General features: G+C 51.7%; 14 protein-coding genes. 2 read left to right on the forward strand and 12 right to left on the reverse strand.

What is annotated here, in order from left to right:
• Positions 1 to 120: 120 nt before the first annotated feature.
• Genes INT20_RS12935 through INT20_RS12950 form a run of 4 tightly spaced genes read right to left on the reverse strand, consistent with a single transcriptional unit; the run spans position 121 to position 5,583 of the window.
• Positions 121 to 519 (reverse strand): hypothetical protein, encoded by a 399-nt coding sequence (locus INT20_RS12935; protein ID WP_193057042.1) that lies wholly within the window; start codon positions 517 to 519, stop codon positions 121 to 123.
• Positions 520 to 521: 2 nt separating this feature from the next.
• The gene (locus INT20_RS12940) at positions 522 to 2,729 is read right to left on the reverse strand and encodes a hypothetical protein (protein WP_193057043.1); all 2,208 of its coding nucleotides are present in this window, start codon (positions 2,727 to 2,729) and stop codon (positions 522 to 524) included.
• A complete protein-coding gene (locus INT20_RS12945; protein ID WP_193057044.1) occupies positions 2,726 to 4,315 on the reverse strand; it encodes a site-specific integrase in 1,590 nt (529 codons plus the stop codon). Before INT20_RS12945 ends, INT20_RS12940 begins: the two co-directional genes overlap by 4 nt.
• Positions 4,312 to 5,583 (reverse strand): site-specific integrase, encoded by a 1,272-nt coding sequence (locus tag INT20_RS12950; protein WP_193057045.1) that lies wholly within the window; start codon positions 5,581 to 5,583, stop codon positions 4,312 to 4,314. Before INT20_RS12950 ends, INT20_RS12945 begins: the two co-directional genes overlap by 4 nt.
• Before the next feature lie 143 nt (positions 5,584 to 5,726).
• On the opposite strand from INT20_RS12950, the gene ettA reads away from it, so the two are divergent.
• The gene (gene ettA, locus INT20_RS12955) at positions 5,727 to 7,415 is read left to right on the forward strand and encodes an energy-dependent translational throttle protein EttA (RefSeq protein WP_193057046.1); all 1,689 of its coding nucleotides are present in this window, start codon (positions 5,727 to 5,729) and stop codon (positions 7,413 to 7,415) included.
• A gap of 139 nt (positions 7,416 to 7,554) precedes the next feature.
• On the opposite strand, the gene INT20_RS12960 is transcribed toward ettA, so the two are convergent.
• From INT20_RS12960 to phaR, 7 genes are all read right to left on the reverse strand, one after another.
• Positions 7,555 to 7,713, reverse strand: coding sequence for a DUF1328 domain-containing protein (locus tag INT20_RS12960; protein WP_018918588.1), 159 nt, complete (start codon positions 7,711 to 7,713; stop codon positions 7,555 to 7,557).
• A 196-nt stretch (positions 7,714 to 7,909) separates the two neighbouring features.
• Positions 7,910 to 8,551, reverse strand: coding sequence for a 2-polyprenyl-3-methyl-6-methoxy-1,4-benzoquinone monooxygenase (coq7, locus tag INT20_RS12965; protein WP_193057047.1), 642 nt, complete (start codon positions 8,549 to 8,551; stop codon positions 7,910 to 7,912).
• Between the two features lie 78 nt (positions 8,552 to 8,629).
• On the reverse strand, positions 8,630 to 8,971 hold the full coding sequence (locus tag INT20_RS12970; RefSeq protein WP_193057048.1) for a histidine triad nucleotide-binding protein: 342 nt from the start codon (positions 8,969 to 8,971) through the stop codon (positions 8,630 to 8,632).
• Positions 8,972 to 9,022: 51 nt separating this feature from the next.
• A complete protein-coding gene (locus INT20_RS12975; RefSeq protein ID WP_172116106.1) occupies positions 9,023 to 9,895 on the reverse strand; it encodes a phosphoribulokinase in 873 nt (290 codons plus the stop codon).
• On the reverse strand, positions 9,895 to 10,335 hold the full coding sequence (locus INT20_RS12980) for an acyl-CoA thioesterase (protein WP_193057049.1): 441 nt from the start codon (positions 10,333 to 10,335) through the stop codon (positions 9,895 to 9,897). Before INT20_RS12980 ends, INT20_RS12975 begins: the two co-directional genes overlap by 1 nt.
• 62 nt (positions 10,336 to 10,397) lie before the next feature.
• Positions 10,398 to 11,684 carry a phosphoribosylamine--glycine ligase gene (gene purD, locus INT20_RS12985; RefSeq protein ID WP_193057050.1) on the reverse strand — a complete coding sequence of 429 codons (1,287 nt, stop codon included), beginning with the start codon at positions 11,682 to 11,684 and terminating at the stop codon, positions 10,398 to 10,400.
• Positions 11,685 to 11,751: 67 nt separating this feature from the next.
• Positions 11,752 to 12,213 carry a polyhydroxyalkanoate synthesis repressor PhaR gene (gene phaR / locus INT20_RS12990; protein WP_193057051.1) on the reverse strand — a complete coding sequence of 154 codons (462 nt, stop codon included), beginning with the start codon at positions 12,211 to 12,213 and terminating at the stop codon, positions 11,752 to 11,754.
• 133 nt (positions 12,214 to 12,346) lie between these two features.
• On the opposite strand from phaR, the gene INT20_RS12995 reads away from it, so the two are divergent.
• Positions 12,347 to 13,060 carry a 16S rRNA (uracil(1498)-N(3))-methyltransferase gene (locus INT20_RS12995; RefSeq protein WP_193057052.1) on the forward strand — a complete coding sequence of 238 codons (714 nt, stop codon included), beginning with the start codon at positions 12,347 to 12,349 and terminating at the stop codon, positions 13,058 to 13,060.
• A 10-nt stretch (positions 13,061 to 13,070) separates the two neighbouring features.
• On the opposite strand, the gene rloA3 is transcribed toward INT20_RS12995, so the two are convergent.
• Positions 13,071 to 13,622 (reverse strand): retropepsin-like aspartic peptidase RloA3, encoded by a 552-nt coding sequence (gene rloA3, locus INT20_RS13000; protein WP_193057053.1) that lies wholly within the window; start codon positions 13,620 to 13,622, stop codon positions 13,071 to 13,073.
• Between the last annotated feature and the right edge of the window lie 21 nt (positions 13,623 to 13,643).

A 13,643-nucleotide genomic window follows, 5' to 3' on the forward strand; every position in this document is an offset into this window, starting at 1 on the left:
CAAGCATTAAGGCTAAAAGTGTTGAACCCTGGACTGTAACGGCGGCGCTTGCGAGGCGCTTCCAACACGTTTAATTGGATCATGGTAGTGTCCACTAAGAAATAACTTTAGAACACTCAACTAGGTTTTCTTCTGAAGCTGAGACACAGGCTGCTCAAGCATCGATTGCGTTACCCCATGCATATCAGCGTTTGCCTGCCAAATAAGGAATCGCGCATGCATATCACGAAGAGCACCCATAAGCTTCTGATTAGTCTCGGTCAGCTCTTCAATGCGCTCGTTCGCTTCGCGAATGTCGCCAATCCATCCTGGTTTTTCCTTTGGGGCCTTCAATGCAGCCTTGCGATTCTTCATCGCCATATCAATGGCTGGAAGCTTCATCAGAGATTGGCGAGCACGACTGATACCCAGTTTTTCTTTGCATGCTTCAACGAGTAGAGGCCAGGTCAGCTTTGGCTCCGACCACTCTTCAATTAGCTTGATGATGCGCGCTTCATCTTTCTTCGTTAAATGCCCCATTGCTATACCTCGATCTCGTCTAGCATTGCTGACAAATCATCTAATGACGGCAATTGCTCATTTTTCGCTTCGATTTCTTTGGCATCGATCAGCCCTGCCATTGCGGCGGCATTGTTGGTCAGCGTCCAACCATTATCGACGTTCCAAACGATGTCACCGTTTTCGAGTTCAGGGTTCTCCAGGGTTTGGATCAGCGCGTCACATTTATAGAGATCCATGCTCACTTTTTTGACCCACTCTGAGGCCCCAAAAATATCGCGATACTGCGCATCACGCGCTTTGTCGTAGCGGCGTTTAAGGTCTTCGCGTTCCTCTTTTAGATTTGCGAGTTTCGCATAGTCACCCTTCACACAACCGAGCCGACCACAGCTCAAGCAGGCCCCCATTTTCGGGCAGGGTTCGGAGGCAAAGTTATGTACACAAATCCCAACGTGGGTCTGATGAATAATTCGGTCCTGATCTCCCTCTTGCAGATCTCTCACATCACTGAGACTCAATGGTTGATTTGTTTTGACCTTCTCCAACCGCTGAGCCGCGTTGCTGTGCTTCGTTTTGGGGTGATAGTGGGCAACCCTTTGGGTACGTTCCTCGACGGTCTCATGGTTGTAGACCGAGCCCATAGCAGTACGTCCAGAAAACGCATCGATAAGTAGTTGTGAAAGGCCCGCTCGGTGCATCTCAGTATTCAGCTCGTGACGAAAAGCGTGTGTGTTCACCTTCACGCCCTTATATCCATGCCGCTCGAAAATACTCTGCGTGTGCGGAGCATCTCCTAATTGTCCCATCATTCGGTTAGGGTTGACGGCAATCTCTACTCCTAAATCATGTTTAATTGCTAAGGCATTCTTTGTCTCATTAGGCAGACTACCTGTTCGCACTGTAAACAACGCATCACGGTACTTCACGCGCTTCTTGCCATCTGACGCAGGTGAGGTATACGGAAAGTCTTTGGGCAGGTACTTTTCGCGCATTAGGATATTGAGCTTGCGCAACGTAATGACCGCTCTATCGTTAAACTGAAAGTAGCCAATTCTGCCATTCACATAAATTCGCTCCCCTTTACTGGTATCCCATCCTTCTCGTATCTCGTCTAATACAACCTGTGCCTCAGGACTTAGTGCTTTATTTTTTGTTAGGGAGTCTAGAAACTTAGCCTTAAAAGAACTTCGCGGTGATTTCTGGGCATTCGCGTGCATTTTTAACGCTGCACAGGCCTCTCCATACGAGAGCGGTTCATCTGGGCCTTTCTGGGGTACACCTGCATGAGGAGGATAGTCATCAGGATGATCATCGAGCCATGCCGCATATTGGCGCGCCTCATAAGTGATCGGAGCCACCAACTCAATGACACGTTTTACTGCAGGTTCCATGCCTGTCACAACGGGCTTAGTCGTCGCTCCATAACCCTTCTCAGCATACCAGCGCAGGAACATGCGCTGACCACCATTAGCACCCTCTTTGAACACCACACAGTCACACTCAACATCGGCTAATTCTCCGATGCGACTCGGCTGACTAAGTAAGAGGGCGCACGCTGAAGTGGTTATGATGTCTAGCGGACTCGCTAGGTCGTTATTAAACAGTTCACCCAAAGCTTGAATGGATTCACGACTCGGCATTTTTTTGTCGTGATTTTTCTTCTGCTCCTCTAGCGTACCTGAGCTTTTACATCGCAGCGGCGAAGACCATCGAAAGGGTGTAGTTAGTAACCCTTTAGCCCTCATCAATTGGACTATCTGTTCGAGACTTTTGCTATTAATATATGCAATATCACCGACAGGATACTCGTTTATGAAGTGCTCACAGGCTTTGTTGCAGATAGCAGCCGACACTTTTGTCACGTCCCTTGTTCCGGACAACTCGACCAGCGCAACCTCAAGGAACTTGGCAACGGAGAGCCAGGACCTCATCGATTTCTTTCCTTGAAATACTCTGCGATACACAATTAGCGCCTTGGCGAAATCGATGAACGGCGGCTGCATATACTTTTTGTCTTTCGCCTTCGCATTTCTATGTGATCCATGCGCAGTGAAGGAGCAACTGACAACTCCCGAATGATGCCACGAGTCCATATCCCACCGAATCCCAGCATGAACCCGTTTATTAGGCTCCCCCTTGGGCAAAGTGGCTTTCGCCCACGCGATAAAAGCATCCAGTTGCTCGGCGGCTTTAAGGTGGCTCTGGGGTTTAAAATCGATAATGCTACTCATGCGTCATTTCCGCCTGCTTTTCCTGATTCACGCAGCGCAGTGCAATCGAGAATTATTTTGCGACACGCCAGAATTGCACGGTCCCAGAGCACACCCGTGGTTTTATCCGTGGCAATGGTTTGCGCACGGCGACGCTCCAATCGCTCAAGTGTGGCGCTGTGATCCGCGTCAAGGAGTGGCTGGAATTTGCTACATCCGTAACAAGTGAATGGGGCGTCAAGATGGCAGGTTGTATCGGCACCACAGATGGCCAAATCCTCAATCTGGCGATCTACTCGATCCCCATTTTTGGCTGAAGCACGATCTGTCACGATAGTACCCGTAAAAGCTCTCACTACCAGCGCGAGATGATCGCTCATCTTCTCGTCAACCAGCTTCATCAACTCTGCTGATACCGCTCGGTATTTACGGACGGTGTGTGTATCAGAATGCAATAATGCGCTAGCGATTGACCACTCATCCAGTCCTGCATTCGAGAGATCGGTACCGAGCGTATGCCTGAAACGATGGCACTTACTGATTTTCAGAGGCTGATGTGTCCGCGAAGAAATGGGAAAGTCAGGCATACTTTCCATATGAAGCAGCCAAGACGTTATAACACTAGCATTAACATGAAACTTTGCCTGTGGTGCCTGCTCCAACGCATTTTGATCAGGCAGGTCAACTATAACGGGGACTGGCTTTCTACCCAATCTTTTATGAGCCAACTTGCGACGAAAGAGTGGCACATGCTCAATCGCTTTATCCCAATCGGCTCGACCAGGATATTCATGCTCAAGTTGAGCGAGGACAATCGACCGATAGGCCTGCACAATATTGTAAAGGTCCTTATCTAAGTTGAAGATCTCGGGCTTTGCCCTCCATCCAGCATCATCACCTTTCTGCTTCGCCCAGAATATTCGAATCTGGTAGCCCCGCTCGGTTTTGATAAAGTCACCAAAGACAATCATGCGTAGTTGTATACCACGTTGTCCGTAGATCATTGCTAAACGTAAGTAGAGGTAGCGCTCAGGCTCTAAATTGTCGTGGCAGAACTGCTCATGTAACCACTGGTGTAGGGCGTCTTGCTCCACCTGCGTGAACGGTCCCTGTTCAGGGTCTAAGCGCAAGATGACATCGTTTCGGGGCCGTTTTTTTCTGGGTAGTGCGTCATAAGCATCAATCAGGACTTGTGATGGTCGCTGTTCAAGCGATTCACACTCTTGCCAAAATTTCATGAAACCGGTCAGCGTGGAAAATTCGTTCACAGCAAAACGCTCGCGCAAATCAATCAGGTGATACTCATTGAGAGGATCGAGCCCTACCTGCGCCGCGCGCGAAAGAATTCCAGCAACTGCTACAATAGTGCTCTGTCCAAACTCCACCATGCGGTAGGCCAGGGCGGCGTGTAACCAGCGCTGCCAGTCGGACGGGACAGCAGCGATTGCGATTTGCCAATTGACCGATTGGTTAGATGACCTATCAGGCCACCACATTGGTTTGGCCGGAGTGAAAAACTCGCCGCATTTGGCGAGTCGAGGTGTATTCAGCCACTCTTCAAGCGAGTCCTTAGTCGGTGCTTCAAAGGCTGAAATTGCGATATTCATTCTTTGCGTCCCTTGCGAATTTCAGTCTCGACACCCTTTCTGATTGCCTTGAATTTATCCGAGCGTTTTGTCATAGCTTTATCTGCTTCTTCCTTCCAAAACTTCGCCCCGTAGAGACCCGGCATGTTCGATTCAGGACTCCAACCAAACATCCAAGTAAGGGTTTTTTGAACTTGAGTTGTACGATCCTCAGGCGTGAGCGTTTCAAGCTCCTCCCGCATGCTTTCGAGCATCGTGTAGACCGCGTCATGCCTCAGAATATGGGGATGAATGTGAGCCAGATTAGGCACTGCTTTTCCGATCCGAGTGAAAACGCCATCCAGCGCTTTGATGCTCATAGGCTTACCTTCATTTCGCCTATGCGCTACTAGCAAAAACGGATGCTTTTTCGCCTGCGATGGGCCTGTATGGTTCTTTCTGTAGCGATATTTCGACTCATATTCACTGATCGCCCAACTTAGGTCATCACCTAATTTCAACACGCGTTCGTGAGTTTTGAATTGCGGGGCCGTTGTGCGAAAGTCTAAGTTTTCATCATGAAGATTGACCACGTTAAGCTCAGGAACGTCACAGTGAAAATCTTTGGTGTTGATTAGAAGCATTTCAGAACGGCGCAGCCCCAAATCGAGACCTAACAGTAAAATGATATAGTTCCGCAGCTTAATGGCTTCATCTGCGAATGGATTCTCAGCACTCTCCGGGTGCATTACTTCCAACAATCGACTCCGTGCCGAGGAAGTCAGCCCTTTCATCTCATCGATTCGCGTCTTTTTCCACCCCGGACTAGCCGCTTTAATTTTGCGATTAAAACGCCGTTTAACATCGTCAAGCGCTTCATCTCGCGTCAAGTGATCACCCAGCTTGTCGTATAAAAAAGCCAGGTAATCGCGTACTGCTTCAATACGCTGTTTCGCATGGACCTTGCCAACTTGTTCGTATGCCGTTGGATGTAAGCGCATACCCGCATACTTTTTGGCCAAGGTTACCTTGTTGAATCCCGCGTCTGACACAAACCGAGAGATTTCGCTGTCTGTCAGGTACTGCGATTTGGGGCGCTGCTCCAGGCGGGAAATAAGGTCGATGGATGAGAAAGCGAGGAAGTCCTCAAATACAGCCAAGTGTTCAAGGTACTTTTTTGTGGTTTCCAGGGCCTTGCCTGAGAGCTCGAAGGTGACGTATAGGTTTGGGTAATAGACGGGGATATGGTCTTGCACAAGCAGCTTTCTTCGCGCAGCATTCACCACCTGTTCGATAACTCGATAACTCATATTGCCCCCAAAACACAACTTTTTTAAGTATAATAAAGAACAGGAGCACAGGAAAGAAAAACTTAACTTTTATTTTTTCTGCTTTGAGCGTTCACCATCGCTCTAAAAGCCCCATGAAAACTGAATTAGAGGAAAAATAGACCATGTCAAAAGGTGACAAAAAAGGTCAAACAGGTTCTTACGTATTCACCATGAACCGGGTTGGCAAAGTTGTGCCACCCAAAAAACAAATTCTCAAGGATATTTCGCTATCGTTTTTCCCGGGCGCCAAAATCGGCGTTTTGGGTTTAAACGGTGCCGGTAAATCCACACTGCTGCGCATTATGGCGGGTGTCGATAAAGAGTTTGAGGGTGAAGCTCGTCCGATGCCGGGTATCAATGTCGGTTATCTCCCCCAAGAGCCGCAGCTTGATGATGAGAAAAATGTCCGCGACACCGTTCAAGAAGCACTAGGCGCTATCAAGGAAGCGCAGGAGAAGCTGGACGCTGTTTATGCTGCCTACGCTGAGCCTGATGCCGACTTCGATGCACTGGCAAGCGAGCAAGCACGCCTTGAAAACATCATTGAAGCCGCCGATGCCCACAACCTTGAGCGTAAGCTTGAAGTCGCTGCCGAAGCGCTTCGCTTGCCGCCGTGGGATGCCAAAGTGGGCAACCTTTCAGGTGGTGAACGGCGCCGTGTCGCGCTTTGTCGCCTACTGCTTTCAAGCCCGGACATGCTGCTTCTGGATGAGCCAACCAACCACCTGGACGCCGAATCGGTTGCCTGGCTGGAGCGCTTCCTGCATGACTATAACGGTACCGTTGTGGCGATTACCCACGACCGTTACTTCCTGGACAACGTAGCGGGCTGGATTCTGGAGCTCGACCGTGGTCAAGGCATCCCGTTTGAAGGCAACTACTCTCAGTGGCTAGAGCAAAAAGAGCACCGCCTGACCCAGGAAGCCAAGCAGGAAGCATCGCGGCAAAAAGCCATCAAGCAAGAGCTTGAGTGGGTGCGCAGTAACGCTAAAGGTCGTCAGGCCAAAAGCAAAGCGCGCCTTAACCGCTTTGAAGAGATGCAGTCCGGCGACTTCCAGAAACGCAATGAAACCAACGAGATCTATATTCCGCCTGGCCCGCGCCTGGGTGATAAGGTCATCGAGTTTCATAATGTCTCCAAGCGCTTTGAAGACAAGCTGCTGTATGAAGACCTTTCCTTCACTATTCCCCAAGGTGCGATTGTTGGCATCGTCGGCGGAAACGGTGCGGGTAAATCGACCCTGTTTAAACTCATCACCGGTAAAGAGCAGCCAGACACGGGTGAAGTGGTCATCGGGGACACGGTTGAGATCGCTTACGTTGAGCAGTTACGTGATGCGCTTGATGACAAGCAGACGGTTTGGCAGGCGGTGTCTGGCGAGCAGGACATTCTCAACATCAACGGCTACGAAGTGTCCTCACGTGCCTACGTTGGTCGCTTTAACTTTAAAGGTAATGACCAGCAGAAACGCCTGGATGAGCTGTCCGGTGGTGAGCGTGGACGCTTGCAGCTTGCCCAAACGCTCAAACAGGGCGCCAACGTACTCCTGCTGGATGAGCCTTCTAACGACCTTGATATTGAGACACTGCGTGCGCTTGAAGAAGCCCTTCTTGCCTTCCCAGGCTGCGCCATGGTGATTTCTCATGATCGCTGGTTCCTGGACCGTATTGCCACGCACATTCTGGCGTTTGAAGGTGATTCTGAAGTCGTCTTCTTCGACGGTAACTATACCGACTATGAAAACGATCATAAGAAGCGGGTAGGTAACGATACGCCCAAGCGCATGAAGTACAAGCGTATTGATGCCTGATTTTTTAGCGTTCCATACCCGGTAACAGTACGGCTGACCCGTATGCAAAAAGCCCCAAACGGGGCTTTTTGTTTAGCTGGTTCTATCCAAAGTCTTTATGAAAAGCCTTTATGAAAGGTCTCTATAAGTAGCCCTTATGCTAACGGCGTCGCCCTGTAAAAAGCGATACCACAAACAGGATGAGAAACAGAACGAATAGAATTTGCGCGATGGTTGATGCAACCCCCGCGATCCCCGAAAAACCGAGCACACCGGCGATAATCGCAATAATCAAAAACAGCATCGCATTGCCTAGCATCATCTTTCTCCTTTTCCCTGGTGACGCTTTTCTGCTTTAGAAAACGCACGCTACCTTACGTACGATGAGCGTTGACCTGATTAAGCGTTGGCGATAACTCGCCATTCGTCAAGAATTTAAGGATAACTTGCCTTCCTTGCTGATGCTTTTCATTCCCGATGCCGGTACTAAGCAATAGCACGTCAGAAATAGCACATCAGAAATAGTAGGCGCCTTTAGTGGCACCTTGAGCGATAAACCGTAGCCCCCATTTAATCGGCGCAGGGAAACGCAGGCCCCCCGCCTCTATCGCTAAATGCGCCTGGTGCGCTTCATCCGCAGCCATCTGGCGAAGCAGCGCACGCGAGCGCTGATCGTCTGCCATTAGCCTGGCCTGCTGCTCTTCAAAGTGTTTACCTGAAAGCTCGCAGGTAGCGGCAATCATACCAAGGCTTAGACGCTCGCTGGTTAACCCAGAGATAGCCCCAACCCCAAATGCAGCGGTATAGAAAAAGGGCGTAAAGTAGCTGGTGCGACTATTCAGTTGCACCAGCCGCTCTTCACACCACGCCAAGTGATCAAACGCCTCCGCAGCGGATTGCACCATTTGCGTACGCGCATGGGGAAGCGCTGCGGTAATACTCTGGCCCTGATACAGCGCCTGATTCGATACACCAATCACATGATTAACACGCATCAGACCTGCGGTATGACGTCGTTGGTGGCCATCAAACACCCTATCTGCAAGTTGACTGGCGGGGTGGTTACGCTGTGATGTAGCGGCGCGAGGCATCAGCGACCGTAACGCTGTATCAAACTGATGAATTAAGCAATCAGACCGACTAAGCTGGCGCTTCATGGCTTACTCCGCTTAACAGCAAACTTGTCTTAAAGGCTGTCTTAAAGACTGTCTTAAAGGTAGCTTGAAGGCCGTATGTTAGCCCGCAGGCCACGTAAACTGACGACCACCTAATAAATGCATGTGTATGTGGTAGACCGTCTGACCGCCCTTTTCGTTGCAATTCATCACAACACGATAACCGTCTTCGGCAAAGCGCTGCTGCTTGGCAAGCCTGGCAGCAGTGAACTGCAAACGGCCGACCAGCTCAAGATCACCTTCTTCAATGTCATTTAAAGTGGCGATGTGCTTTTTGGGAATAATCAGCTGATGAGTGGGCGCCATAGGGCTAATGTCGTTAAAGGCGAGAACGTGCTCGTCTTCATAAACGATATCAGCCGGGATCTCACGATTGATGATTTTGCAGAATAAACACTCCATACCCACTCCTTGTTATCGTTGCAGCTTGTCGCCCGGCATTTGCAAACGCGGTTAACGAAAGCGGCGCTGGGATAATAAATGGCGCACCAGGGGTGCCAAAATCAGTTCCATGGCTAACGACATGCGCGCGCCAGGCACGACCAACGTATGTGGCCGCGTCATAAAGGCATCCTTGATCATTGCAAGAAGCCAGGGAAAATCAACGGTTGAGGGATCACGAAATCGTATCACCACAAACGACTCGGCATCTGTGGGGATATCCTGCACTTCAAAGGGGTTGGACGTATCGACGGTAGGCACCCGTTGAAAGTTGATATGGGTGCGGGAGAATTGCGGCTGAATATAGCGCACGTAATCGTTCATGCGGCCCAGAATCGTATCGATCACCGCTTCCTGGGAGTAGCCACGCAGCTTGGTATCACGATCAATTTTCTGAATCCATTCAAGATTCATGGTCGGCGCAACGCCTACCAACAGATCCACATGGCGAGCAATGTCGTACTCTTGGGTTACCAGCCCGCCATGTAAACCTTCATAGAACAACAGGTCGGTACCACATGGGAGCGACTGCCACTCCGTAAAGGTGCCTACGCGGTAGCCCGCTTCGATTTTCTGCTTGTCTTCCGCGTGAATATAGTGCCGAAACGTGCCCGTGCCATGCTCGCCATACTCGGCAAACACCCCTTCAAGGCGGTCAAGCAGGTTAGCTTCGACTGCAAAATGCGAAAGCTCATGCTTACGCTCAGGCTCTTCACGAAACATGCGGTGAAGATCGTCGCGTGTATAGCGGTGAAAAGCGTCACCGTCCACCATGGCCGCATGTACATCTTCGCGTAGAAACATGCGCTCAAAGCTTCGTCTTACGGTCGTGGTGCCCGCACCCGAAGAGCCTGTCACGGCGATAATGGGATATTCCCGCGACATTAAGCGCTCCTCGCTTGGGCCAAGGCCTGCTTGATGGGCTCAGGTATCGCAACCGGCCGCCCACTATTGGCGTCGATGAGCAACTGGTTAACGCGGGCGGTCGCCACGATATGTTCGCCGTCGCGCTGCAAAATACGCTGGTAAACGGTTAATGCCTTGCCCTGCGGCTCAGGCACCGCCGTTTCAATGATCAACGCATCAGGCCAACGCGCTTCACGTTGATACTGCACGGCCAGGTCGGCCACCACGCTTGGATAGCCGTGCATGTCCCATTCCGATAGCGCCAGGGCGGAAAAAGCGTGAACGCGGGCTTCATGTAGCAGCGAAACCACTGTGTCATGCCCCAAATGCCGACCGTAATTCATATCGGTTACCCGCACCGTTAAAGGGTGACGATGAATAACCGCGTTAGCGGGAAAATCCAGCGTGACACGTTCCATACCTGTTTCCTTTCGGTGGTGATAAGTGGCCCGCCCCTTGCGCTACGGTATCAACGCGCTTATTACGCTTTTTCTCGCGCAATAGCACGGTAAGCGATATCACGGCGATATTCAGCCCCCTCCCAGCGAATCTCCTTGACGCCTTTGTAAGCCTGCTGCTGTGCGCTAAATACACTCTCGCCCAGTGCCGTCACACACAGTACACGACCGCCAGAGGTCGTTACCTCGTTGTTCGCGTTCAGCGCGGTGCCCGCATGGAACACCTTGCTGTGCTGCTCGGCTTTTGCCAAACCATCAATGACATCGCCTTTACGGTAGCTGTCTGGATAACCGCCCGCCGCCATGACCACACCCACCGCGGCACGTGAATCCCAATGGCACGTTTTACCGGCCAACTTCCCTTGGGCACCGGCAAGGCAAAGCTCAGCAAGATCCGACGTCAGGCGCATCATGATGGGCTGAGTTTCGGGGTCACCAAAGCGGCAGTTATATTCAATCACTTTGGGCTGCCCGGTCTGGTCGATCATCAACCCGGCATACAAAAATCCGGTATAGGCATTGCCTTCAGCGGCCATCCCTTTAACCGTGGGCACGATGACCTGCTCCATGATGCGGGCATCAACGTCTGGCGTAACGACCGGCGCAGGTGAGTAAGCGCCCATGCCGCCGGTATTAGGGCCTGTGTCGCCATCGTAGGCACGCTTGTGGTCTTGGCTGGTGGCCATGGGAACGATGTTTTCACCATCGACCATGACGATAAAGCTCGCTTCTTCACCTTCCAGAAACTCTTCAATGACAACGCGAGCACCAGCATCGCCAAAGGCATTGGCTTCGAGCATATCGCGAATGGCGGCTTCAGCCTCCACTTCGCTCATGGCAACGATCACGCCCTTACCTGCCGCCAAGCCATCCGCCTTGATGACGATAGGCGCACCAACCGTGTGTAAATATGCCAGCGCAGGCGTTACCGCGGTAAACGTCTGATAAGCCGCCGTTGGAATAGCATGGCGTGCCAGGAAGTCCTTGGTAAACGACTTGGAGCCTTCAAGCTGGGCCGCGGCCTGGGTAGGGCCAAAGATGGTCAGGCCAGCCGCTTGGAAGCGGTCAACGACGCCTTCGACCAGAGGCGCTTCCGGACCGACGACGGTCAAGCCAATACGCTCCTGGAGCGCAAATGCTTCCAGCCCGGCCAAGTCGGTGGCCGCAATATCGATATTGGTCAGCTTATCTTCGGTCGCCGTACCGGCATTGCCGGGCGCTACGAATACCTGCTCAACATTCTCAGATTGCGCTAATTTCCACGCCAACGCATGTTCGCGGCCGCCGCCACCTATCATCAAAACCTTCATGTTCTTCCTTCTCGAACGGGAGAGCGATTATGCGCCGCATTATGCCACAAGGTGACCACCCGTGGCGTTAGGAGGATTTATCCTCATCCTTGTCGCTGGTGGAGGGCGGCTGGTTCAAGGTGCTTTGCCAAAAGCGCATATTTTCTTCGGCCAGCTCGCGCATAAACTCCATGGGCGTATGGCGCATGGCCTGCTGCCATTGGCTTTGCAAACGCTTTTGCTGCTCCAGCATAAGCTGCGTGCCTTGCTCCAGATAACGCGCCAGCGGTAAAGGCGACGACATATCATAAACCCGGATGAGCTGCGCCAGCAGGTCGTTAGAGAATACTTCGGCTTCGTTATCCGACTGCTCCTGCTCAATAATGATGGAGAGCAGAATGGTACGCGTCAGGTCTTCACCGCTTTTGGCATCCTCAACCCGAAACGGCGCTTCTTCAATAATAAGATGGCGCAGATCTTCAAGCGTGACATAACGGCTTTGCTGAGTGTCGTACAACCGGCGATTGGCATACTTACGAATTACGCGCACAGCGCATCTCCTTAAACGCGATAGGGGGTGTTCCCCAATGCTATTATTGTGCCTGCACCACGCGCCCATGCAAGCCATGTGAGTAGAATATTGCGCAACAGTGTGCCCACCCTTCGACCAATAGATGCCGATTATGAATTTGATTTTGCTTCACCCCAGCGACCTCGACCACCAGGGCCATGCGCGTATAACAGACGCACGCAGATTAGCGCATTTACGCGACATCCATCGCGCCGCCCTCGGTGACCGGTTAACGGTGGGTGTTCAGGGTGGCTTAATGGGAAAAGCACAGCTGGTCGAATTAACCACTGAGCTTGCCGTATTTGTCCTTGACCCGTTAGCAGACGTGCCTCCCCCCGCTCTTCCCGTGCATTTGGTACTCGCGCTACCTCGACCACGCATGCTGGCGCGAACGCTTGAGCATGTGACAGCGCTAGGGGTGAAGGAAATTACGCTACTGCATACCAAGCGCGTAGAGAAAAGCTATTGGCAATCACCAGAGCTTCTTCCCGAGAAAATTCATCAGCACCTGGTGCTGGGTCTGGAGCAATCACGTGATACCCAACTACCGAGCGTGACACTGACCAAAGGCTTTCGGCCCTTTCTTGAAGAGCAACTGCCTGCTTTACTTCGCGGTCGCCATGGCCTTGTGGCTCACCCGGGCATGCCGATGGCCTGCCCACGTGGCATCAGCGACAATACGCTGCTGTTGGTCGGCCCAGAAGGTGGGTTTATCCCATGGGAAGTTGAGAAACTGCTGGACGCTGGCTGTGAGGGGATGCATCTTGGGCCGCGCATTTTACGCGTTGAAACAGCCGTCACAGCGTTGCTGTCACGGCTGTTTTAGAGCTCAATACCTAGGATTGCTGGTCTTCTGGATCGTGAGGCACCACCTCAGCATCGTCACTGCAGGATGGCTCTTGCTGGAATGTTTCGCGCACGTCCAGCAAGCCTAAATGGCTGATGGTACGCCGGCCAAGCAGCAGTGGATAATGCATTTCTTCGCGATCACGTAGGCTAAACTGCTCTTCGTAAACCGTATCGCCCATGCACACATCCATTAATACAACGGGGCGCTCATCACGCCCGCCCGCGCCGCGCACCGCCAACTCACGATAGAGCGGCCGTTCAAGACGGTCGCTAAACACTTCGTCGTTCTGCTGGTCTGTTAGCTTTAAGCGAAAGCGCACCCACTCCTCGCCCTCTTTCTCAAACACTTCGATATCACGCGCATCCAAAGATGACGTCAGGGCACCACTATCAAGCTTGGCCTTCACCATGATGCCCCAGGGCTCTATGGTGGCATTTTCAACCCAGCCAAACACTTTATCATCATCGCTTGCCACTGCGCTGGCGGCTAATGCACTTACCAGCACACTACTTAACAGCGTTTTTGCCACAAATCCCATAGCATCATCCTTGGTGAAATA

Source organism: Halomonas citrativorans (genome assembly GCF_014898005.1).
GTDB classification, from domain to species: Bacteria; Pseudomonadota; Gammaproteobacteria; order Pseudomonadales; family Halomonadaceae; genus Vreelandella; species Vreelandella citrativorans.

What these genes read in the sequence shown, in the direction of transcription:
- INT20_RS12935 (WP_193057042.1), bottom strand. Translation starts at nt 519, where the DNA reads ATGGGGCATTTAACGAAGAAAGATGAAGCGCGCATCATCAAGCTAATT.
- INT20_RS12940 (WP_193057043.1), bottom strand. Translation starts at nt 2,729, where the DNA reads ATGAGTAGCATTATCGATTTTAAACCCCAGAGCCACCTTAAAGCCGCC.
- INT20_RS12945 (WP_193057044.1), bottom strand. Translation starts at nt 4,315, where the DNA reads ATGAATATCGCAATTTCAGCCTTTGAAGCACCGACTAAGGACTCGCTT.
- INT20_RS12950 (WP_193057045.1), bottom strand. Translation starts at nt 5,583, where the DNA reads ATGAGTTATCGAGTTATCGAACAGGTGGTGAATGCTGCGCGAAGAAAG.
- ettA (WP_193057046.1), top strand. Translation starts at nt 5,727, where the DNA reads ATGTCAAAAGGTGACAAAAAAGGTCAAACAGGTTCTTACGTATTCACC.
- INT20_RS12960 (WP_018918588.1), bottom strand. Translation starts at nt 7,713, where the DNA reads ATGCTAGGCAATGCGATGCTGTTTTTGATTATTGCGATTATCGCCGGT.
- coq7 (WP_193057047.1), bottom strand. Translation starts at nt 8,551, where the DNA reads ATGAAGCGCCAGCTTAGTCGGTCTGATTGCTTAATTCATCAGTTTGAT.
- INT20_RS12970 (WP_193057048.1), bottom strand. Translation starts at nt 8,971, where the DNA reads ATGGAGTGTTTATTCTGCAAAATCATCAATCGTGAGATCCCGGCTGAT.
- INT20_RS12975 (WP_172116106.1), bottom strand. Translation starts at nt 9,895, where the DNA reads ATGTCGCGGGAATATCCCATTATCGCCGTGACAGGCTCTTCGGGTGCG.
- INT20_RS12980 (WP_193057049.1), bottom strand. Translation starts at nt 10,335, where the DNA reads ATGGAACGTGTCACGCTGGATTTTCCCGCTAACGCGGTTATTCATCGT.
- purD (WP_193057050.1), bottom strand. Translation starts at nt 11,684, where the DNA reads ATGAAGGTTTTGATGATAGGTGGCGGCGGCCGCGAACATGCGTTGGCG.
- INT20_RS12995 (WP_193057052.1), top strand. Translation starts at nt 12,347, where the DNA reads ATGAATTTGATTTTGCTTCACCCCAGCGACCTCGACCACCAGGGCCAT.
- rloA3 (WP_193057053.1), bottom strand. Translation starts at nt 13,622, where the DNA reads ATGGGATTTGTGGCAAAAACGCTGTTAAGTAGTGTGCTGGTAAGTGCA.